At 66.0% G+C, this 19,803-nt stretch carries 19 protein-coding genes and 1 riboswitch; of the genes, 12 read left to right on the top strand and 7 right to left on the bottom strand.

What is annotated here, in order from left to right; all coding sequences use genetic code 11:
- Positions 1 to 185 precede the first annotated feature (185 nt).
- Complete coding sequence (locus M4J39_RS19790; protein ID WP_251730213.1) at positions 186 to 740, top strand: flavodoxin family protein; 555 nt, start codon at positions 186 to 188, stop codon at positions 738 to 740.
- A gap of 63 nt (positions 741 to 803) precedes the next feature.
- Here M4J39_RS19790 and M4J39_RS19785 read toward each other — a convergent pair whose 3' ends face one another.
- On the bottom strand, positions 804 to 1,712 hold the full coding sequence (locus M4J39_RS19785; RefSeq protein WP_251730212.1) for a uracil-DNA glycosylase family protein: 909 nt from the start codon (positions 1,710 to 1,712) through the stop codon (positions 804 to 806).
- A 213-nt stretch (positions 1,713 to 1,925) separates the two neighbouring features.
- Between M4J39_RS19785 and M4J39_RS19780 the strand changes: the two genes are divergently transcribed.
- From M4J39_RS19780 to M4J39_RS19770, 3 genes are all read left to right on the top strand, one after another.
- Positions 1,926 to 3,599 (top strand): electron transfer flavoprotein-ubiquinone oxidoreductase, encoded by a 1,674-nt coding sequence (locus M4J39_RS19780; RefSeq protein WP_251730339.1) that lies wholly within the window; start codon positions 1,926 to 1,928, stop codon positions 3,597 to 3,599.
- A gap of 33 nt (positions 3,600 to 3,632) precedes the next feature.
- Positions 3,633 to 4,316 carry a response regulator transcription factor gene (locus M4J39_RS19775; RefSeq protein ID WP_251730211.1) on the top strand — a complete coding sequence of 228 codons (684 nt, stop codon included), beginning with the start codon at positions 3,633 to 3,635 and terminating at the stop codon, positions 4,314 to 4,316.
- A gap of 104 nt (positions 4,317 to 4,420) precedes the next feature.
- On the top strand, positions 4,421 to 4,966 hold the full coding sequence (locus M4J39_RS19770) for an NUDIX hydrolase (RefSeq protein WP_251730210.1): 546 nt from the start codon (positions 4,421 to 4,423) through the stop codon (positions 4,964 to 4,966).
- Positions 4,967 to 4,973: 7 nt separating this feature from the next.
- Here the strand turns inward: M4J39_RS19770 and M4J39_RS19765 are convergent, their stop codons facing one another.
- From M4J39_RS19765 to M4J39_RS19755, 3 genes are all read right to left on the bottom strand, one after another.
- Positions 4,974 to 5,624: an HD domain-containing protein gene (locus M4J39_RS19765; RefSeq protein ID WP_251730209.1), complete on the bottom strand. Its 651-nt coding sequence runs from the start codon at positions 5,622 to 5,624 to the stop codon at positions 4,974 to 4,976.
- A 201-nt stretch (positions 5,625 to 5,825) separates the two neighbouring features.
- Entirely contained in the window at positions 5,826 to 7,865 is a 2,040-nt protein-coding gene (gene glyS / locus M4J39_RS19760) for a glycine--tRNA ligase subunit beta (RefSeq protein WP_251730208.1), read from the bottom strand.
- 155 nt (positions 7,866 to 8,020) lie between these two features.
- Entirely contained in the window at positions 8,021 to 9,256 is a 1,236-nt protein-coding gene (locus M4J39_RS19755; protein WP_251730207.1) for a cell wall hydrolase, read from the bottom strand.
- A gap of 227 nt (positions 9,257 to 9,483) precedes the next feature.
- Here M4J39_RS19755 and M4J39_RS19750 point away from each other — a divergent pair, with 227 nt between their 5' ends.
- Both M4J39_RS19750 and M4J39_RS19745 read left to right on the top strand, forming a co-directional pair.
- The gene (locus M4J39_RS19750; RefSeq protein ID WP_251730206.1) at positions 9,484 to 10,479 is read left to right on the top strand and encodes an MDR family oxidoreductase; all 996 of its coding nucleotides are present in this window, start codon (positions 9,484 to 9,486) and stop codon (positions 10,477 to 10,479) included.
- Positions 10,480 to 10,579: 100 nt separating this feature from the next.
- Entirely contained in the window at positions 10,580 to 11,479 is a 900-nt protein-coding gene (locus M4J39_RS19745; protein WP_251730205.1) for a DMT family transporter, read from the top strand.
- Positions 11,480 to 11,543: 64 nt separating this feature from the next.
- Here M4J39_RS19745 and apbC read toward each other — a convergent pair whose 3' ends face one another.
- Positions 11,544 to 12,662: an iron-sulfur cluster carrier protein ApbC gene (apbC, locus tag M4J39_RS19740; protein WP_251730204.1), complete on the bottom strand. Its 1,119-nt coding sequence runs from the start codon at positions 12,660 to 12,662 to the stop codon at positions 11,544 to 11,546.
- A gap of 114 nt (positions 12,663 to 12,776) precedes the next feature.
- Here apbC and M4J39_RS19735 point away from each other — a divergent pair, with 114 nt between their 5' ends.
- The 4 genes from M4J39_RS19735 to M4J39_RS19720 all read left to right on the top strand — a co-directional run bounded on the left by M4J39_RS19735 (position 12,777) and on the right by M4J39_RS19720 (position 16,180).
- Positions 12,777 to 13,424, top strand: coding sequence for an NTP transferase domain-containing protein (locus tag M4J39_RS19735; RefSeq protein WP_251730203.1), 648 nt, complete (start codon positions 12,777 to 12,779; stop codon positions 13,422 to 13,424).
- Positions 13,425 to 13,707: 283 nt separating this feature from the next.
- Positions 13,708 to 14,487, top strand: coding sequence for an ABC transporter substrate-binding protein (locus M4J39_RS19730; protein WP_251730202.1), 780 nt, complete (start codon positions 13,708 to 13,710; stop codon positions 14,485 to 14,487).
- 155 nt (positions 14,488 to 14,642) lie between these two features.
- Positions 14,643 to 15,353 carry an ABC transporter permease gene (locus tag M4J39_RS19725; protein ID WP_251730201.1) on the top strand — a complete coding sequence of 237 codons (711 nt, stop codon included), beginning with the start codon at positions 14,643 to 14,645 and terminating at the stop codon, positions 15,351 to 15,353.
- A complete protein-coding gene (locus M4J39_RS19720) occupies positions 15,353 to 16,180 on the top strand; it encodes an ABC transporter permease (RefSeq protein WP_251730200.1) in 828 nt (275 codons plus the stop codon). Before M4J39_RS19725 ends, M4J39_RS19720 begins: the two co-directional genes overlap by 1 nt.
- 70 nt (positions 16,181 to 16,250) lie before the next feature.
- On the opposite strand, the gene M4J39_RS19715 is transcribed toward M4J39_RS19720, so the two are convergent.
- Complete coding sequence (locus tag M4J39_RS19715) at positions 16,251 to 16,526, bottom strand: glycine zipper domain-containing protein (RefSeq protein WP_251730199.1); 276 nt, start codon at positions 16,524 to 16,526, stop codon at positions 16,251 to 16,253.
- Between the two features lie 175 nt (positions 16,527 to 16,701).
- Here M4J39_RS19715 and M4J39_RS19710 point away from each other — a divergent pair, with 175 nt between their 5' ends.
- Positions 16,702 to 17,571 carry an NAD(P)-dependent oxidoreductase gene (locus M4J39_RS19710; RefSeq protein WP_251730338.1) on the top strand — a complete coding sequence of 290 codons (870 nt, stop codon included), beginning with the start codon at positions 16,702 to 16,704 and terminating at the stop codon, positions 17,569 to 17,571.
- Positions 17,572 to 17,820: 249 nt separating this feature from the next.
- A riboswitch (yybP-ykoY riboswitch) is annotated at positions 17,821 to 17,992 on the top strand.
- Positions 17,949 to 18,560: a manganese efflux pump MntP family protein gene (locus tag M4J39_RS19705; RefSeq protein WP_371875485.1), complete on the top strand. Its 612-nt coding sequence runs from the start codon at positions 17,949 to 17,951 to the stop codon at positions 18,558 to 18,560. Its footprint overlaps the riboswitch before it by 44 nt.
- A gap of 6 nt (positions 18,561 to 18,566) precedes the next feature.
- Here the strand turns inward: M4J39_RS19705 and M4J39_RS19700 are convergent, their stop codons facing one another.
- A complete protein-coding gene (locus M4J39_RS19700) occupies positions 18,567 to 19,748 on the bottom strand; it encodes a CynX/NimT family MFS transporter (RefSeq protein WP_251730198.1) in 1,182 nt (393 codons plus the stop codon).
- Positions 19,749 to 19,803: the final 55 nt, after the last annotated feature.

Raw genomic sequence — 19,803 nt, 5'->3', positions numbered from 1 at the left:
CTTGAAGCCCGACGATCGTGAAACTATTCCTATATTCGCAATTCGGATTAAGCACTTTTTACAGGGCGCTTCATGGCGTTGCGTTGCGCGATTGGCGCCGCGAACCGTCCGGATTGCACCAGTCTCGCGCCCATGGGCGCTCATCGAATGACGGGGTCGTCACCCCGACAAGGAACAGGTTTGATATGGCCAAGGTCGCAATCGTTTATCATTCGGGATATGGGCACACGGAAGTCGTCGCCAAGGAAGTCGCCGCCGGCGCCGGGGCAGAACTGATCCCCATCGATGCCGAGGGCAACGTCAGCGAAGCGGGCTGGGCCAAGCTGGATGCGGCCGACGCCATCATCTTCGGCACGCCGACCTACATGGGCAACTCGAGCTGGCAGTTCAAGAAATTCGCCGATGCCACCTCCAAGGCCTGGTTCACCCGCAAGTGGCAGGACAAGGTGTTCGGCGGCTTCACCAACTCGGCCAGCCTCAACGGCGACAAGCAGGTGACGCTGATCGGCCTGCAGACGCTTGCTTCTCAGCATGGCGGCATCTGGGTCAGCCTCGGCCTGATGCCGGCCAACACCAAGGCGTCGACGCGCGACGACGTCAACAACCTCGGCGGTTCGGTGGGGTTGCTGGTTTCGGCGCCGTCCGATGCCGGAACCAACGAGATCCCGACCGGCGACCTGGAAACGGCTCGTGCCTATGGCGCGCGCGTCGCCTCGGTCGCGGGCAAGCTGCTGCACTGAGTTTTCTGCGATATCGACAAGAAGGGCGGTGGCCTCCATGGGGTTGCCGCCCTTTTTCTCGTCTCAGGCCGGCGGTAGCATGCCGCCGTTTTCAAGGAAGACCTTGGCCGTCAGGAAATCGCGCCAGGCTTCGCGCTTCTTGATCGGCGTCCGCAAGAGATAGGCGGGATGGAACGTCGGCAACGCCTTGAAGCGCTTGGTTCCGACTTCCAGCTCGCACCAGCGCCCGCGCAGCTTGTTGATGCCTTGCTTCACGGCGTCTCCGCCCAGAAGCGCCTTGGCCGGCTGTGCGCCGAGAAAGACGATCAGCTCCGGGTCGACCAGCTCGATCTGCCTGAGGATGAACGGCCGGCAGATGGCGACCTCTACGTCGGACGGGTCGCGGTTGCCCGGTGGACGCCAGTAGATGACGTTGGCGATATAGGCGTTTTCGGCGCGGCCGTAGCCGATGGCGTGCAGCATCCGGTCGAGCAACTGGCCGGAGCGGCCGACGAAGGGGCGCCCTTCGATATCCTCGTCGCGGCCGGGCGCTTCGCCGATCAGCATCAGCTTCGCCGCGGGGTTGCCGTCGGCGAACACCGTGTTCTTGGCGGTAAGCTTGAGGTTGCAGCCGTCGAACGCCTGAATCAGCGCCTTGAGTTCGTCGAGCGTCTTGGCCGACTGGGCGGCCGCGCGCGCCTCCATCACCGTCGCCTCGGTCGGCACTTGCGCCGTCTGACCCATCGGGCTCAACGGACGGACACCAGCACCCTGCGGAGCAAGATCGACGGTCGGAGCAGGGCCTCGCGGGGCGACCGCCTGCTGCCGGCGGGCCGCCCGGCTTTCCGCCGCCTCCTTGGCCTTGGCGCTTTCCGCGAACCGGTCGACCGGCGCGTCGGCCAAGGTCACGTCGACGCCCATCGCCGCGTACCATTCGAGAAGGGTCGCGGCGGCATCGAAGCCGGGGGGGAGGGGCGTCGGATCGGACGGCATGGCCCTTCTATAGAGCAGGATGGCCGGCGAGGAAACGTCGCACCCCACCCAAGGCGACAAAGCCCGTCCCGAAAGCGTTTGATCGCATCACCGGATCGTGGTTGAAGGGCTGCCGTGCGCACCATCCGTGTTTCCACCCAGGTGCCGCCGGGCGACCTTGGCGCGGATGATGCACGCGCCATGGCGATCCGCTACCCGAACAGAGAGACACTCATGATCACCGAGCTGCCCGAGCGCGAGTCCATGGAATTCGACGTCGTGATCGTCGGTGCCGGCCCGGCCGGACTTGCCGCCGCCATCCGCATCAAGCAGCAGGCTGCCGTGAGCGGGCAGGATGTTTCGGTGCTGGTGCTGGAGAAAGGCTCGGAGGTCGGGGCCCACATTCTCTCCGGCGCTGTGGTCGATACCGCCGGCATCTCGGCGCTTCTGCCCGACTGGCGCGACGATCCGGACAACCCGTTCAAGACGCCGGTCACGGACGACCGGTTCTTCTTCCTGTTCAAGACGTTCGGCATCCGCCTGCCGAATGTCCTGATGCCGCCGCTGATGAGCAATCACGGCGCCTATGCCGTGTCGTTGGGCAACGTCTGCCGCTGGCTGGCGCAAAAGGCCGAGGCGCTCGGCGTCGAGATCTATCCGGGCTTCGCCGCCGCCGAGGTGCTTTACGACGACGACAATAAGGTGATCGGCGTCGCTACCGGCGACATGGGCGTGAAGAAGGACGGAGAGCCCGGCCCCACCTACCAGAGGGGCATGGCTCTTCTCGCCAAATACACGCTGTTCGCCGAGGGCGCGCGCGGATCGCTGTCCAAGAAGGTGATCGAGCGCTATCGGTTGGATGAGGGCCGGGAGCCGCAGAAGTTCGGCCTCGGCATCAAGGAGCTGTGGGAGGTCGCGCCCGACAAGGCGAAGCCGGGCCTTGTCCAGCACTCCTTCGGCTGGCCGCTCGGTAGCGGTACCGGCGGCGGTTCGTTCCTCTACCACCTCGACAACAATCAGGTGACGGTGGGCTTCGTCGTCCATCTCAACTACGAGAACCCCTACCTCTCGCCCTTCGAGGAGTTCCAGCGCTTCAAGACGCACCCGCTCATCCGGGGTACGTTCGAGGGCGGCAAGCGCATCTCCTACGGCGCACGGGCCCTCACGGAAGGCGGCTGGCAGTCGGTGCCCAAGCTCGTCTTCCCCGGCGGAGCGCTGGTCGGCTGTTCGGCCGGCTTCATGAACGTGCCGCGCATCAAGGGCAGCCACAATGCGGTCCACTCCGGCATCCTCGCCGCCGACTCGGTCGTCGAAGCCTTGGCCGCCGGCCGATCCGCTGACGAACTGGCATCCTACGAGGCCGGCTGGCGGGCGTCCGCCATCGGCAAGGATCTGAGGCGCGTACGCAACGTCAAGCCGCTGTGGTCACGGTTCGGCACGTTGTTCGGAATCGCTCTCGGCGGCCTGGACATGTGGCTGGAAACGTTGCTCGGCGTTTCGCCCTTCGGCACGCTGCGCCACGGCAAGACCGATGCCGACTGCCTGAAGCCGGCGGCGGGCTTCAAGCCGATCGACTATCCCCGGCCGGACGGCAAGCTCACCTTCGACAGGCTGTCCTCGGTCTTCCTGTCGGGCACGGCCCACGAAGAGAACCAGCCAGTGCATTTGCGGCTGCTCGATCCAGACCTTCAGAAGATGTCCGAACTCGATGTTTTCGCCGGTCCGTCCGCCCGCTACTGTCCCGCCGGCGTGTACGAGTGGATAAGCGAGCCAAATACCGGACCGCGTTATGTAATCAATGCCACAAACTGTGTTCACTGCAAAACTTGTGATATCAAGGACCCCAACCAGAACATCGATTGGGCGGTCCCGGAGGGAGCGGGGGGACCCAATTATCCGAACATGTAATGGTCATTTCGTTCCAGCGGGTAGGGTGGATTGATGAACGAGCGGGTAGAAGACGCACAGCCGGCCGACGTCGGCCAGAATTGGACGGCGATCGTTGCCGAGGACCATCCGATCATCCAGTCGGCTGTGGTGCGCATCCTGAAGAAACGCTTCGGCTTCAGGCAGCCGATCCTGGCAACCAGCTATGACGAACTCGCCGACGCCGTGCTCGATACCGGGGACAACACGCTGGTCATCACCGACCTCGTCATGCCCGGCATGCGCGGCCTCGACACCATCAAGCACATCCGTTCCCTGGCGCCCAAGGCCTTCGTCGCGGTCTACTCTTCCAATTCCGGCGAGGAACTGGCGCAGGGCTGCCTCGATCTCGGCTGTCGCGCCTTCATCGGCAAGCGTTCGTCCGAGGACATGCTGGCGGCGGCCATCGAGACCGTGCTCGACGGCGGCACCATCATCGAAGTGGGCGCCGACAATTCGGCCGTGTCCCAGGCGGTGCTGGAGCGTTCGGCGCTGGTGGCGGAACTGTCGCCGCAGCAGCTCAAGGTGTTCCAGCTGCTTGGCGACGGTCTCCTCAACAAGCAGATCGCCTATCAGCTCGGGATTTCCGAGGCGACCGTCAAGGCGCACGTCGGCAAGATCCTGGAAACGCTGAAGATCACCTCGCGCAGCCAGGCCGCGATCACTTCCGCCTGGATGGCCGAGCACGGGTTGATCTAGAGCAGTTTCAGCAAAAGTGGGAACCGGTTTTGCGGTCGAAACTGCCTGACGACAAAGGGCTGGAGCATGTTGGCGAACCAGAGTTCGCCGAACAGGCTCCAGCGATGGTGGACATTCGCCCCCTTGAAAGCCGCCTCGTCTACGAGAACCGATGGATGCGCGTCCGCGAGGACGCCATCGAGCGGCCCGATGGTTCGCGCGGCATCTATGGCGTGGTGGAGAAGCCCGACTTCGTGGTCATTGCCGCCGTCGACCGGGCGCGCGGCCTGATCCACCTCGTGGAGCAGTATCGCTATCCCGTCGCCGGTCGCTACTGGGAGCTGCCGCAAGGCTCCTGGGAAACACGACCGGATGTGCCACCAGAGGAAGTCGCCCGGGCCGAACTCTCCGAGGAGACCGGCATCGTCGCCGGGAAGATGACCAGGGTCGGCGAGCTGTTCCTCGCCTATGGCTACTCGTCGCAACGCTATCACATCTTCCTGGCCGAGGAGCTCGTGCGAGGCGCGACGGCCCTGGAAGCCGAAGAGGCCGATCTGGTCTCGCGCGCCTTCTCCCTGGCCGAGGTCGAGACGATGATCGCGGACGGCACCATTCGCGACGCGACGACGGTCGCCGCGCTGGGGCTGATGCGGCTCAAAGGCCTGCTGTAGGCCGCTGTCAGATCTCTTCGAGCAGGTCGTTGTAGAAACGTTGCAGCCGCGCGTGCCGCTCGGCCGCGAGGCGACGACCGGTTGCCGTCTTGAAGCCCTCGCACAGCTTGAACAGCTTGGTCATGAAGTGATCGAGCGCGAAGCGGCTGTCGTTGAGGGGCCGCTCCTCGGCGGAAGGGTCGCCGGCGTCGTAGAGATGGTTGTTGAGGCGGCCTGCGACGTAGAAGCAGCGCGCGGCCCCGATCATGCCGATGGCGTCGAGCCGGTCGGCATCCTGAACGATGCGTGCCTCAAGCGTCACCGGCTCGATGCCGCCGGAGAAGCTGTGCGCCTCGATGGCATGCGCCACCTTCTCGCGCCTGTCCTCCGGCCAGCCGATCCCGGTCAGGATCTCGCGCGCCCTGTCCGCCGACATTCGCGAGGCCAGCGGGCGCTCGGGCGAGTTCTTTTCGACGGCGACGCAGTCGTGGAGCAGCACGGCCGCCGCCAGCACCTCCGTATCGCCGCCTTCATTGTCGGAGATGACGGTCGCGTTCTTCCACACCCGCAACAGGTGGGACATGTCATGGCTGCCATCTGTGGAACAGACGCAGGCGCCGGAATGCGGCAGGAGGATGGAAGCGAGGCGGTCGTGCGGAGAGAACAGCGAAAAGGTCAACAGCGCTCATCCGGTTGGCGATAGATGTTGAAATCAGAATACGCCGAAAGTCGTATATGCCAAGTGTTTTCGCAAAATATGCGCGCAAAAAAAGCAAAGCCGAATTTGTAACGATTTCAAGTTGATTTGGTTCTGCGGACGAACAAAAAAGGCCGCCCGCCCACAGGGGCAAGCGGCTTGAATTGTCTGACGTAATCGAGATCAGCCTTCGATCTTCGAGAAGTCGGCCACCTGGTGGCAGGCGTTGCGCAGCACCGTCAGGAGGGCGAGGCGGTTGGCGCGCACGCGTTCGTCGGCGTCGTTGACCAGGACCTTGTCGAAGAAGGCATCGACCGGTGCGCGCAACGTGGCGAGCGCCTTCATGGCGCCTTCGAAGTTCTCGGCGTCGACGGCATCGTGGGCGGCCTGCGCGGCCGTCTCGATGGCGGCGGCGAGGGTCTTCTCCTCGGCTTCCTTGAACAGGCTCGCGTCGACGGCGTCCGCGACGGTGGTGCCCTTCTTCTCCTCGGCCTTGAGAATGTTGGCGGCGCGCTTGTAGCCGGCCAGGAGGTTCTTGCCATCGTCGGTGGCGAGGAGCGCTCCCAAAGCCTCGACGCGCTTGACGATGAGCAGCAGGTCGTCCTGACCGCCGAGCGCGAAAACCGCGTCGACCAGATCGAAGCGGGTGCCCTGTTCGCGCAACTGCACCTTCAGCCGGTCGGCGAAGAAGTTGAGGAGATCGGGCGTCTTGCTGGCATAGGCGGAGAGCGGCAGGCGCACCCCGTTGTCGAGGATGATGCGGATGACGCCGAGCGCCGCGCGGCGCAGCGCGAACGGGTCCTTGCTGCCCGTGGGCTTTTCGTCGATCGCCCAGAAGCCCGTGAGCGTGTCGAGCTTGTCGGCCAGCGCCACGGCGATGGAGACCGGCGCCGCCGGAACGCGGTCGGACGGTCCTTGCGGCTTCCAGTGCTCTTCGATGGCGGCGGCCACGGCGGCATCCTCGCCGGCATGGGTGGCGTAGTAGCGACCCATCAGGCCCTGCACTTCGGGGAACTCGCCGACGACGCCGGTGAGCAGATCCGCCTTGGCGAGCAGGGCGGCGCGGGCGGCCTTGTCGGCGTCGGCGCCGACCAGCGGCGCGATGTCGCGGGCAAGCGCCACGACGCGGCGTACCCGGTCGCCCTGGCTGCCGAGTTTCTCGTGGAAGGTGATGCCTTCCAGCTTGGGTACCAGCGTTTCGAGCGGAATGGCGAGATCGCCATCCCAGAAGAACTTGGCGTCCGACAGGCGGGCGCGGATGACGCGCTCGTTGCCGGCGATGATGGTGGCGCCACCATCGGTGGCGGCCATGTTCGATGTCAGGATGAAGCGATTGGCGAGACGGCCCGTCTTGGGGTCGCGCAGCACGAAGCACTTCTGATTGGCGCGGATGGTGGCGCGGATCACCTCGTCGGGCACGTCGAGGAAGGCGGCATCGAAGGCGCCCATCAGCACGACCGGCCATTCGACGAGACCGGCGACCTCGTTGAGCAGCCCCTCGTCCTCGACCAGCTCAAGACCGGCGGCGAAGGCGAGGTTGCGGGCGTCGGCGAGGATGATCTCGCGCCGGCGGGCCGGATCGAGCACCACGTTGGCCTTCTCGAGCTTTTCGACATAGTCGGCAAAGCGCTTCACCTTGATCGCCTCGGGGGCGAGGAAGCGATGGCCGTAGGTGACGTTGCCCGAGCGGATGCCCTCGACCTCGAAGTCGATGACCACGGGCTCTTCGGTCTCGGGGCCGAAGGTGCAGACGATGGAGTGCAGCGGCCGCACCCAGGTCAGGCTGCCCGAACCCCAGCGCTGCGACTTCGGCCAGGGGAAGCTGCGGATGACCTGCGGCATCAGCTCGGCGATGATCGTCTCGGCGGCGCGGCCGGGCTTGACGAGGTCGGCGACGTAGAAGTCGCCCTTCTTCGGATCGGAGACGACGCGCGCCTTGGCAATGTCGTCGAGGCCGGCCCCGCGCAGGAAGCCCTGGATGGCGCCGGCCGGCGCGTCGGTGCGCGGGCCCTTCTTCTCTTCGCGAATGTCGGGCGAGCGGGTGTTGAGGCCGTGAACGGTGAGGGCAAGCCGGCGCGGCGTCGCAAAGGCGCCGGCGCTCTCATAGGTCAGACCGGCATTCACCAGACCGTTCGTCACCAGACCCTTGAGATCGTCGGCGGCCTTCGCCTGCATGCTGGCGGGAATCTCTTCGGAGAAGAGCTCAATGAGAAGATCGGGCATGGTGGTCCTCGGGTCCTCCCGGCCTGTCGCCGGTCGTCTTGCAATGCTGCGTCTGATTAGTCGGTTCGAGGAAAAATGTCATCCCCGAATAGACGCGCGAATGGACAAGAAACCCGATGGATCGTCACCAAAACCGGCCGGCCGAGCCTCTCGGCTCAGCTCCAGCCACCATTGATCGTCTGGTAGAAGACGTGCAGGCCGATCTTGGCCTTCTTCTTGAAGACGCTGGCCCAGTTCGGGCGCACGTAGGTCGCGTGATAGTGGGTGGCGGTGCCGACGTCGTCCAGCCAGGCCGCGCCGCTCGTCACCTCGCCGGCCAGCTGCTTGGCCCGCCGCCAGGATGCCTTGTCGAAGATGACGTCGCGTCGGCCGTCGCAGGCGAACGAGAACTGGCACTCGTTGCGCATGTCGCGGTTCTGGTAGACCACCTTGCAGATGGTTTCGGGATAGGCCGGGTTCTTGACGCGGTTGAGCACCACCTGCGCCACGGCGATCTGGCCCTTGCGCGGTTCGGAGCGGGACTCGAAATAGATCGCCTCGGCCAGGCACTTCTGCTGGGCGTCGTCCCAGACGTTGGCCGGCAGCGGATTGGCCGCCCACCAGTGATCGCCCGGGCGAACCACCGGTGGCGGCGGCTCGGGCTTGTCGCCCGGCATGGCGAACAGCGAGGCGAACATGTCCTGGCTGACTACCGAGCTGTCCGGCGCGTAGGCGGCGAGCAGCGCCGAAGCGGCGGCGCCGGTTTCGGCGGGCGCATAGGCGCGGGACGGATAGCTCGCGGCCACAAGAAACGTCTGGTCGGGCTTGGGCTGCGGCAGGGTGGTCGGTGCGAGATCGGCGACGGCGGTCGTCGGCTTGGGGCCGATGAAGCGCGACACCGCCAGAACCGACAGCGGCGCCGACGACGCCGAAAAGGCCATGGTCGGCAGCACGGACGGCGGCGTCAGGCGGCTGGCGTCGCCGAGCGTGAGCGAGCCGGCGGAAAAGCCCCGCGCCGTTGGCGGCGTGGTGACGCTCATCGGCAGATCGCCCTTCCAGCTGCGGTCGATGCGGTCCTCGTCGGGGACGAAGGCCGAGTTGCTTACCGCGCCGGTGATGACGTCGCCCATGCCTTCGATGACGATGGAGCCGTCGTTCATCTCCAGTCGTGCCGATGAACCGTCGACCTCGCCGAGGCGGGGAGCGACCACCTTGCTTTCTCCGCCGGGGCCGACGCCGAGCGTTACGGCCCAGCGGGTCTCGGGGCTGATGGAGTTGACGACGAGACTGGCAATGTCCTGATAGGCGACGGACGTGGGGAAGGCGACCGCGACGACGAACAATGCGCCTGCGGCGGCGAGCCCGACGCGCCCGTGTCCGGGCCGGACTCTGGTACGAGGAACGCGACGCATGGACTGACGGCCTCCGGCGGGAACAGGACTGGGACAAACGACGACGGAAACGAAACTGCTCCCTGCGCTGACGTTGCCGGATTAACCTTGAAAAGCCGTTAATGCGCTCTGGCCGATGGGACGGCCGCGGCGGGTTTCCGCGATAAACGCCGACCGCCTAATGGTTTGAGGATATCGGCAGACAGGTCATCGTGGTAAATGACCGGATGACTTTGAAAGGACTGAGTATGACGGGTTTTGCTGCGGTGGTGCTTGAACAGGATGGGGAAGGGAAGACTGAGGCGCGGTTCGGCCGTCTTTCCGACAGCGACCTGATGGACGGAAACGTCACGCTTGCCGTCCGTGCCTCCGCGGTGAACTTCAAGGATGGCCTCGCCATGACAGGCCGCCTTCCTGTGGTGCGCCGCTGGCCGATGGTACCCGGCGTAGACGTCGCCGCTACGGTGACGACCTCGGAAGACGCGCGCTGGCGGCCGGGCGACGAGGTGATCCTGACCGGCTGGGGCGTCGGCGAGACGCATCTCGGCGGCTGGAGCGAGCGGATGCGCGTTTCGGGTGACTGGCTGGTCCGTCGTCCTCCGACGCTGTCGCCGGTGCAGGCAATGGCGCTGGGCACAGCCGGCCTTACCGTTGCCGAGGGGCTCGACAGGCTCGGCCGTTTCGGTCTTGCGCCTGCCGACGGCCCGGCGGTCGTGACCGGCGCGGCCGGCGGCGTCGGCTCCCTGGCGGTCATGCTGCTGGCGCGGGCAGGATGGAGTGTCACGGCGGTGACCGGGCGTCCCGAACAGGCTGAACGGTTGCGCCGGCTCGGCGCCGCCGAGGTGATCGGCCGCGAGGCGTTCGCCGGGGCGGTGAAGCCGCTTGCCCACGAGCGCTGGACTGTCGCCCTCGACACGGTCGGTTCGACCGTGCTGGCGCATGTGCTGTCGATGCTGAAGGCGGGCGGCGCGGCCATCGCCTGCGGCAACGCCGCCGGCATGGATCTTCCGACCAGCGTCGCCCCCTTCATCCTTCGCGGCGTCAGCCTTGTCGGCGTCGACAGCGTCCATGTGCCGACGGCGCGGCGTGAGGCGATCTGGAGCCGGCTTGCCGATATCGTCGATCGTGACCGCCTCGCGGCGATGACGCGGGTGATCGGATTGCCTGAAGCGATCGACGCCGCCCGACGCATCGCCGACGGCGGCATCGCCGGGCGGACGGTGGTGGCGATCGGCGACCGATGAGATCCGTCTCCGAGACGTCGTGAGAACGATCGGCTTGCCGTGAATCGTTCCATGAACGATAGTGCGCCGAATCGACCGCTTTGAAGGCGCCTCCCACCAAATGACCGACTTTCGCGACACGTTGCGCGGCATCGTTGCGATGCTGCTCTGCTGCCTTTTCTTTCTCATCAACGACACCATCGTCAAAGCCGTGGCGGACGACCTGCCGATCGGCGAGGTGCTCTTCATCCGGTCGCTGATTGCGACGGCCATCGTGTTCGCCGCCGTCTGGCGCATGGGCCTCCTGCCCAGCATGCGGACGCAGATGTCGCGCTTCGTGGTGACGCGCTCGATCTGCGAGGGCTTTGCGACGGTGGTCTACCTCTCGGGCCTCGTTCACCTGCCGATCGCCAACGCGTCGGCCATCTCGCAAGGGGCACCGCTGGCCATCACGGCTGCCGGCGCCCTCGTTCTCGGCGAGTTCGTCGGCTGGCGGCGCTGGATGTCGGTGGTCGTCGGCTTTTTCGGCATCCTCATCATCGTTCGCCCCGGTCCCGAGGGCTTCAACAGCTGGGCGCTGCTGCCGCTGTTGTCGGTGGCCTTCGTCACCGTCCGCGAGCTCTCCACCCGCTTTATCGCGCCGGACACCAACTCGGCGGTGGTGACGCTGACCACCCAGATCATGGTCACCATCGCCTGCGGCCTGCTGTCGGCGACCGAGGTCTGGCAGGCGATGACGATGATGCAATTCGGGCTGATCGTGATCGCCGGCCTCACCTGCATCTTCGGCGTTCAGTTCTCGGTCGACGCCATGCGGCATGGCGACATTTCGCTGGTCGCCCAGTTCCGCTATTCGACCATTCCTTTCGCCATCGTGCTCGGCTGGATCATCTGGGGCGACGTGCCCGACCTCCTGACGCTTGTCGGCATCTCCATCGTCGTCGGCTCCGGCATCTACATCTTCTACCGCGAGCGGGTCCGCCACCAGACGCTCGCCAGCCGGGCCGATCCTGCGGTCTAGAAAGGAAAAGGGCGCCCCGCCGATTGGCGGAAGCGCCCCTTTCTTGCCGGGGTTTCGTTTGCCCTTACTCGATGACGATGCGCGGCGCCGCCCGCTCGGGCTTGCCGGCCAGCGTGTCGAGGACCCGGTCGGCGATCGCGAGGTAGGATTCGGCGTGCGGGCCGCTCGGTTCGGTCGCCACCACCGGCAGGCCGGCGTCCGACGTCTCGCGGATCTTCATCTCCAGCGGCACCTCGCCGAGGAAGGGCACGCCGATGCGGCGGGCTTCCTGCGCGGCGCCGCCATGGCCGAAGATGTCGTGGTGGGTGCCGCAATTGGGGCAGATGAAATAGGCCATGTTCTCGACAATGCCGAGCACGGGCACCTCGACCTTCTGGAACATGGCGACGCCGCGCCGCGCGTCGAGCAGCGCCAGATCCTGCGGCGTGGAGACGATGACCGCGCCGGTGAGCGGCACCTGCTGGGCCATGGTCAGCTGCACGTCGCCGGTGCCCGGCGGCATGTCGACCACCAGCACGTCGAGATCGCCCCAGGCGCTCTCGCGCAGCATCTGCGTCAGGGCGGAAACCGCCATCGGCGCCCGCCAGATCATCGGCGTTTCCTCGTCGACCAGGAAGCCGATCGACATCACCTTGAGGCCGTAGTTTTCGAGCGGCGCCAGCGTGCGGTCCTCGTTGACCTCGGGCTTGTCGCCGGAAAGGCCCATCAGGCGCGGCACGGACGGGCCGTAGATGTCGGCGTCGAGAATGCCGACCTTGAGGCCGCGCGCCGAAAGGGCCAGCGCGAAGTTCACCGCCGTGGTCGACTTGCCGACGCCGCCCTTGCCGGAGGCGACGGCGATGATCGACTTGACGCCGGGGATGCCGTTCTTGGCCGGCATGGCGTGGGAATGGCCGTGGTCCTGCGCGGGCGCCTTGGGCGGCGTGCTGCCGGGCGCCACCTCGGCGGTCAGCGCCACCGTTGCCTTGACGACGCCGGGGATGGCCTTCACCGCCGCTTCCGCCGCGGCGCGGATGGGCTCGAACCGAGCTGCCTTGTCGGCGGGCACCGAGATCGACAGCATCACCTTGCCGTCCTTCTCGTAGATGTCGGACACGGCGCCGGCTGAGACGATATCCTTGCCGGTTCCGGGCATGGAGAGCTTGCTGAGGGCGGCGGCGACCTGTTCCTTGAGGCTTGGCATGGCGTGCTCCGATTTGTTTGGCTCTTACCTAATCCATAAAGCGAGCGATCGGGAGTGTATTTGCGACAGGGCAATCATGCGGATGACTCCGGAGGGCTTGCCGGTTTTCCTCCTATGCCGTTCTATCGCCCGATGAACAGATTTGCCGGTCTCATCCTCGCCGGGGGGCGCTCGAGTCGCATGGGCGGGGAGATGCCCAAGGCCCTGATCGAACTCGCCGGCACGACGCTGCTGGCGCGCGCTGTGGCGGCGCTGGCGCCGCAGGTCGGCGATCTCGCCATCAACCTGCCGCCCGGCCTCGGCTTGCCCGATCTGGCGCTTCCCGTCGTCCATGACGAGAGCACCACCTTCGACGGACCACTTGCCGGCGTTCTCGCCGGCCTGGTTCGCGCGATGACCCTGCCGTCATCTCCCACCCATCTCCTGACCGTCCCGGTCGATCTGCCGTTCCTGCCCACCGGGCTGGCCGACGCGCTCGCGGCCGGCGCCGATGGGTCGGACACCATCCTGTTCGCCGAGGGGCCGAGCGGGAAGGCGCGGCTCTGCGCGCTGTGGCCGCTATCGGTGGCGCCTAGGCTTCGGGCGTTCCTCGACGGCGGGACGGAGCGGCGCGTTGGGGCGTTTCTCGCCGCCGAGGGCGCGCGCGGCGTTCCGTTCGCGCCCATCCGCATCGGCGCCGGGACGGTCGATCCGTTCTTCAACATCAACACGCCCGACGACCTTTCCTTCGCCGCCGAACTGATCGGCTCGGGTCGTCCGTGATCCTCCCGGCGTGCAGAATCTGGGCAGCCGCAATAATGTCTCCCGTTGCATCCGATCGCGGAATGAGATGAAGATGCAGGCGGATCGCCGTCAGCCCAAGGTTTAGGCAGAGCGTCGGTTCGCCGAAGGTTTGGCAGTGCAGGTCACGTCAAGGAAGGACACCAGTTCCTCCGATGGCCGCGCCGAGAACGAACAGGGAGCCGCCTGTCGGCCGCAACGATCGTCGGGGCGATCGCTTGTGCCGGATGGGGCGGTCGATCAAACAGGTTCAGAGGGGACAATCATGAAGTTTGCCAAGACACTCGTCACCGCCGCCGCCTTGCTCGCGCTGTCGCTCGGCGGCGCGTCGGCCAAGGAGTGGAAGAAGGTCGTCATCGGCACCGAGGGCGCCTATCCGCCCTTCAACTACGTCGACACCGACGGCAAGCTCAAGGGCTTCGACGTCGACATCGCGCTCGCCCTTTGCGAGGAGATGAAGGTGGAGTGCGAAATCGTCGCCCAGGACTGGGACGGCATGATTCCCGCACTGCTCGCCGGCAAGTTCGACGGCATCATCGCCTCCATGTCGATCACGCCGGAGCGCAAGAAGGTCATCGACTTCTCCGAGAAGTATTACAACACGCCGCCGGCCATCGTCGCCCCGAAGGACACCGACATCAAGGGCGTCACGCCTGAGGATCTCGCCGGCAAGACGGTGGGCGCGCAGGTGTCGACCATGCACGCCGACTATGTCGAGAAGAAGCTGACCGAGAGCGAGCTCAAGACCTATCCGACCGCCGACGAGTACAAGCTCGACCTCGCCAACGGCCGCCTCGACGCCGCCAACGACGACAGCGTCGTCCTTTCCGAGTGGCTGAAGACCGAGGCCGGCGCCTGCTGCAAGCTGGTCGGCATGGTCACCCCGGTCCTCGAGATCCATGGCCCCGGCGCCGGCGTCGGCGTGCGCAAGGAAGACACCGACCTGCGCGACATGTTCTCCGCCGCCATCAAGGCCATCCGCGCCAACGGCAAGTACCAGGAGATCAACAAGAAGTACTTCGACTTCGACGTCTACGGCGGCTGATTACGAGTACTCATAATCACCGATTGAAACGGCGCGGGATTTGCTTTTTGACGGCAGTCCCGCGCTTGTTGTAAGGCGAGAGTCCCGCAACGACGGGAAAACGTGGTGGCGGAACGGGCCATCATGGCAGGGGTGTGGACGGGGAGACCGGCCGGATGGCCAATTACATGGAACTGCTGGCCTTCGGCGACAGCGGATGGGGCGACGAACTGGCGCATGGTGTGCTGGTGACGGTGACGCTGGCGCTGGCGACCTTGCCGCTCGGCCTGCTGATCGGCTTCCTGATCGCGGTCGCCAAGAACTCGTCCGAACCGCTCCTGCGCAACGCCGCCCACGTCTACACGACCATCTTTCGCGGCCTTCCCGAACTGCTCACGCTGTTCCTGATCTACTACGGCGGCCAGATGGCCATGTCGGCGCTCTGGCGCCTGCTGTTCGGACATCCCTTCGAGGTGAACAGCTATCTCGCCGGCATGATCGCGCTGGCCCTGATGTTCTCGTCCTATGCCAGCGAGGTCTTCCTGTCGGCCTTCAAGGGCATCACCGTCGGTCAATACGAGGGCGCCTACGCCCTTGGTCTGTCGCGCTTTCGCACCATGCTGCTCATCATCCTGCCGCAGCTTGTCCGGTTGGCCCTGCCGGGGCTGTCCAACCTGTGGCTCATCCTGCTGAAGGACACGTCGCTGGTGTCGGTGATCGGCCTCACCGATCTGCTGCGCAACACCAATATCGCCGTCGGCGTCACCAAGCAGGCCTTCTTCTTCTTCTTCGTGGCCTGCTCGCTCTACCTCGTCATGTCGATCATCTCGTCCGTCGGGCTGCGCCGCGTCTCGGCCTGGGCGGAGCGCGGGCAGGGGAGGCATTGATGACCTATATCGACGCCCCCTCCACCGAGCGGCCCCCGGCGGCAAAGCGCCGCACATGGACGAGCGCCCGGATCACTGGGCTGCTCCTGATGATGCTGTGGGCGGCCCTCGGCCTCTCGATCGTCTACATGCTCGTCTCCGGCTACGACCCGGAGAAGGTGACCAAGTACGGTCCGCGCATCCTGAGCGGAATCTGGGTAACCGTGAAGCTGGTGGCGATGTCCATCGTGCTCGGCGCGCTGATCTCCATCCCCGTCGTCATCGGTCGGCTGTCGCACAATCCGATCATCGGCGGCATCGCCTTCGGCTATTCCTATTTCTTCCGTGGCACGCCGCTTCTGGCCCAGACCTTCCTCGTCTATTACGGCGCCGGCCAGTTCACCGACGTGCTGAAAGCCGCCGGTCTCTGGGTGTTCTTCCGGGACGCCTACTTCTGCGCCATCTTCACCTTCTCGCTCAATACGGCGGCCTATCAGGCGGAAATTCTCGCCGGCGCCATCCGGGCGGTGCCGTCCGGCCAGTGGCAGGCGGCCGACGCGCTCGGGTTGCGGCCCTTCACCACCATGTTCAAGGTCATCCTGCCCCAGGCCCTGATCACCGCCCTGCGCCCCTACGGCAACGAAGTGATCCTGATGATCAAGGGATCGGCCATCGCCTCGATCATCACCGTTCTCGACCTGATGGGACAGACCCGCTACGCCTTCTCCAAGAGCTACGACCTGCAGATCTACATCTGGGCGGCGGTGATCTACCTCATCACGGTGGAGGTGCTGCGACGCCTGTGGGAGATGATGGAGCGTCGCCTGACCCGCCACCTCAGGCGCTGAAGGCTACAAACGACAAGGCCCGAAGCGGGTGCCTCGGGCCTTGCAGACGTCGGGAAGAGCGCCGGATCGTTTAGCGGCAGGCGGTGCGGTAGGGCTTGCCGTAGCGGTCGTAGGCGATGCAGTCCTCGCGCGGCGCGGTGGCGCCGGCAATGGCAGCTCCGCCGATGCCGCCGATGGCAGTGCCGATCAGGGCTCCCTTGCCGCCGCCGGCAATGGCACCAACCGCCGCGCCGCCCAGCGCGCCGACGGCCGCGCCCGTGGTGACGCGCTGCTGGGTGGGCGTCTGGTTGGCGCAGGCGCCAAGGCCGAGTGCCAGCACGGTAACTGCTGTAGCGAGAACTTTCATGATTGCCTCCAAATCTGGTCCTGTCGGTGACTTCAACGCGTCAGCGGCGAAAGGGTTCCCCGCGCCGCGGCATCGCCGCCATCTGGTTTGCCACCGCGTCATTTGCTAGATGCGGCAAGAACAAGCGCCTGCGACAATAAGCGAAAACACTGCAAATGAATAGATGAGGTTCATGATGGCAAAGGTCGTATTTCTCGGGCTCGGCGTGATGGGCTACCCGATGGCCGGTCACCTCCGGACGCGGGGTGGGCACGAGGTGACGGTCTACAACCGGACCGCCGCCAAGGCGCAGGCCTGGGTCGAGGCCTTCGGCGGGCGGGCCGCGCCGACGCCGCGCGAAGCGGCGGCCGACGCCGATTTCGTGTTCGCCTGCGTGGGCAATGACGACGATCTCCGCTCGGTCGTGCTCGGCCCCGACGGTGCATTCGCCGGCATGAAGCCCGGCGCCGTCTTCGTCGATCACACCACCGCCTCGGCCGGCGTCGCCCGCGAGCTTCAGGAAAAGGCCGCCGCCCTGGGCCTCGACTTCCTCGACGCGCCGGTGTCCGGTGGTCAGGCCGGTGCCGAGAACGGCGCGCTGACGATCATGGTCGGTGGCGATGACAAAAGCTTCGCGGCGGCCGAACCGGTGATGAACGCCTATGCCAAGATGATCGTTCATCTGGGGCCATCCGGCTCGGGACAGCTCGCCAAGATGGTCAACCAGATCTGCATCGCCGGCGTGGTGCAGGGCCTTGCCGAGGCCATCCATTTCGCCAAGTCGGCCGGCCTCGACGTCGAGAAGACCATTTCCGCCATTTCCAAGGGCGCCGCCCAGAGCTGGCAGATGGAGAATCGCTGGCAGACCATGACGGCCGGCAAGTTCGACTTCGGCTTCGCCGTCGACTGGATGCGCAAGGACCTCGGCATCGTGCTCGACGAGGCGCGCCGGACCGGCGCCCGCCTGCCGCTCACCGCCCTGGTCGATCAGTTCTATGCCGATGTCCAGGCTTCCGGCGGGAACCGGTGGGACACGTCGAGCCTCATTTCCCGACTGGAGAAGTGATCTCGAAGAATCGAATCGGTCAGCGGTGCCTTGGTGTCGCTGGCCGCTTCAGGCATGGGTGCCATTCACCTGCCGCAGGGCTGTCCCCCAATCGTATCCGGGGGATGGATAGATGAATCGAGAAGGACAGTTTTGTCAGGGCGATAGCGACTGGGGTCACCTGTTCTCATGTGGAGCACTACTTGCAAATGAATGTCATTTTCATATAAGTATTTGAAATTGCTTGATTTTGAGGACGGTGGCCGGTATCCGAACCCCATCGGGGAGTAGCCACCGTCGATTGAGACGGGATCGCGTCAACATGCTCGCACTCATTGCGTGGCGCGGTCGGCCGAAAGGTCCGGCAAGACCGTGGTGGCGCCATCTACGGGCGAGATGTGACGACGCCATCCGGTTCTGCGCTCGACTGGTACCCGCCGATGTCTCCGATCTCCATCGCCGTGCTCGCCGTAGGCATGTCCATCGACAGCCTGCTCGCCTCCGTCGGTGGTGGCGCCAGCCTGCGGCGCCAGTGCCGCTTCTGCGATGCCCTGCTGGTCGGCGCAGTCTTCGCCATCGTGCAGATGATCACGCCGCTGCTCGGCTGGGCGGCGGGCGCCGCCGCCAGTTCCTACGTGGCAAGTTTCGACCACTGGCTGGCCTTCGGCCTGCTGACGCTGGTCGGCGGCCGCATGGTGCTCCTCGCCTTCCGCGAGGAAGAGGAGGGGGCTCCGGAGGCGAGCTTCATCGGCACCCCGGTGACGCTGGTGCTGACCGCCGTCGGCACCTCCATCGACGCCATGGCCGTCGGCGTTTCGCTTGCCTTCGTGAAGGCCAATATCCTTGTCATCGTGGCCGCCATCGGTGCCACCACCTTCCTGATGTCGGCCGGCGGCGTGATGATGGGCCGGCTGATCGGCAACAGGTTCGGGCGGTCGGCCGAGGTGGTCGGCGGCCTGGTGCTGATCGGCTTGGGCTGCCTGATTCTCCGCGAGCATCTGATGGCGTGACGGTCCTCACCTCCTGGCTGCGAGCCGCTCTCCGAACGCGAAGCCCGCGAGCGACAGGATCGACAGGCCGGCCACCACCGGCGCCACCGTCGACCATCCCCAGCGGCTCGCAACGTAGCCGACGAGCGGCGGACCGATCAGCGACCCCGCCGCGCCGAACTGGGCGAACACGCCGTTCGAGGCGGTGATCAGCGACAGGGCCGCGCCGCTTCTGCGCAACAGCATCGGCAGACGGGCGAAGGCGACGGCGGCGACGAGGCCGGAGACGGCGTTGGCGGCGATCACCGCCGCCGCGACGGCCGAACCCGACAACGCCGACGCAAGACCTTCGCCGGGAAAGCCGACGAAGAACAGCGCTGCCGGCACCACGAGACCGATGGCGACCAGCGCCAGCGGACGTTGCGCGTCATCGCCGTTTCCGATCAGGCGCGCCGCTGCGAAACTGCCGGCGATCGTCGCGGCCGACGCGATGCCGGTCATGACGCCGGCCGTGCCGATCGACAGGCCCCAGGCGTCCGACAGATAGGCCGGCAACATGCCGAGGACGCCCACCTCCAGCGTGGTGTAGAAGCCGAAGCCGAGGGCGAGCGCCCAGATTGCCAGCGGCGGCACCGCGAACCCGGTCTGGCGATGCTCGGCCATGGCCGGCAGGCGGAGGGTGCCCGGCAGCGTTGTCAGCATGGCCAGCGCCCAGAACACCAGCATCAGACGCCAGTCGACCCAGCTGGCGGCAACTCCGGACAGGATGGTGCCCGAGGCAATGCCGATGGGCACGAAGGTGCTCCAGAGGGCCAGCGCCGCGCCGCTGTCACGGCCGGCCGTCATGGCGATCAGGCTCGGCGCGGCGATGACCACCATCAGGTAACCGATGCTTTCGATCAGGCGGGCGGCGTAAAGCAGCGTCGCATCGGGCGCCAGGGCCGCCGCGATGCCGGCCGTCGCCACGAGGATCGCGCCAAACGCGAGCACGGCGCGGCCGGAGAAGCGGGCGGCCAGGATGCCGGCGACGGCCCCGAGGCTGGCGCCGCCGGCTTCGATCAGCGACACCATCAGTCCGGCGCTCGTCAGGGAGAGGCCGAGATCGGCGCGAATGGCCGGTATCAGTGCCGCCATCTTGCCGAGTTGGGCGGCGGCAAGCACCCCCGCGAACCAGAGGAGAAGAATGGTCGGCCAGCGTCCGGTCATCATCGTCAGTCCTTTTGGACGACGGCTAGCAACGCCTTCAGTCAGATTCCACGCATGT

This window comes from Pleomorphomonas sp. NRK KF1 (assembly GCF_023721755.1).
GTDB lineage: Bacteria > Pseudomonadota > Alphaproteobacteria > Rhizobiales > Pleomorphomonadaceae > Pleomorphomonas.
This window is presented reverse-complemented; position numbering and strand designations above follow the sequence as displayed.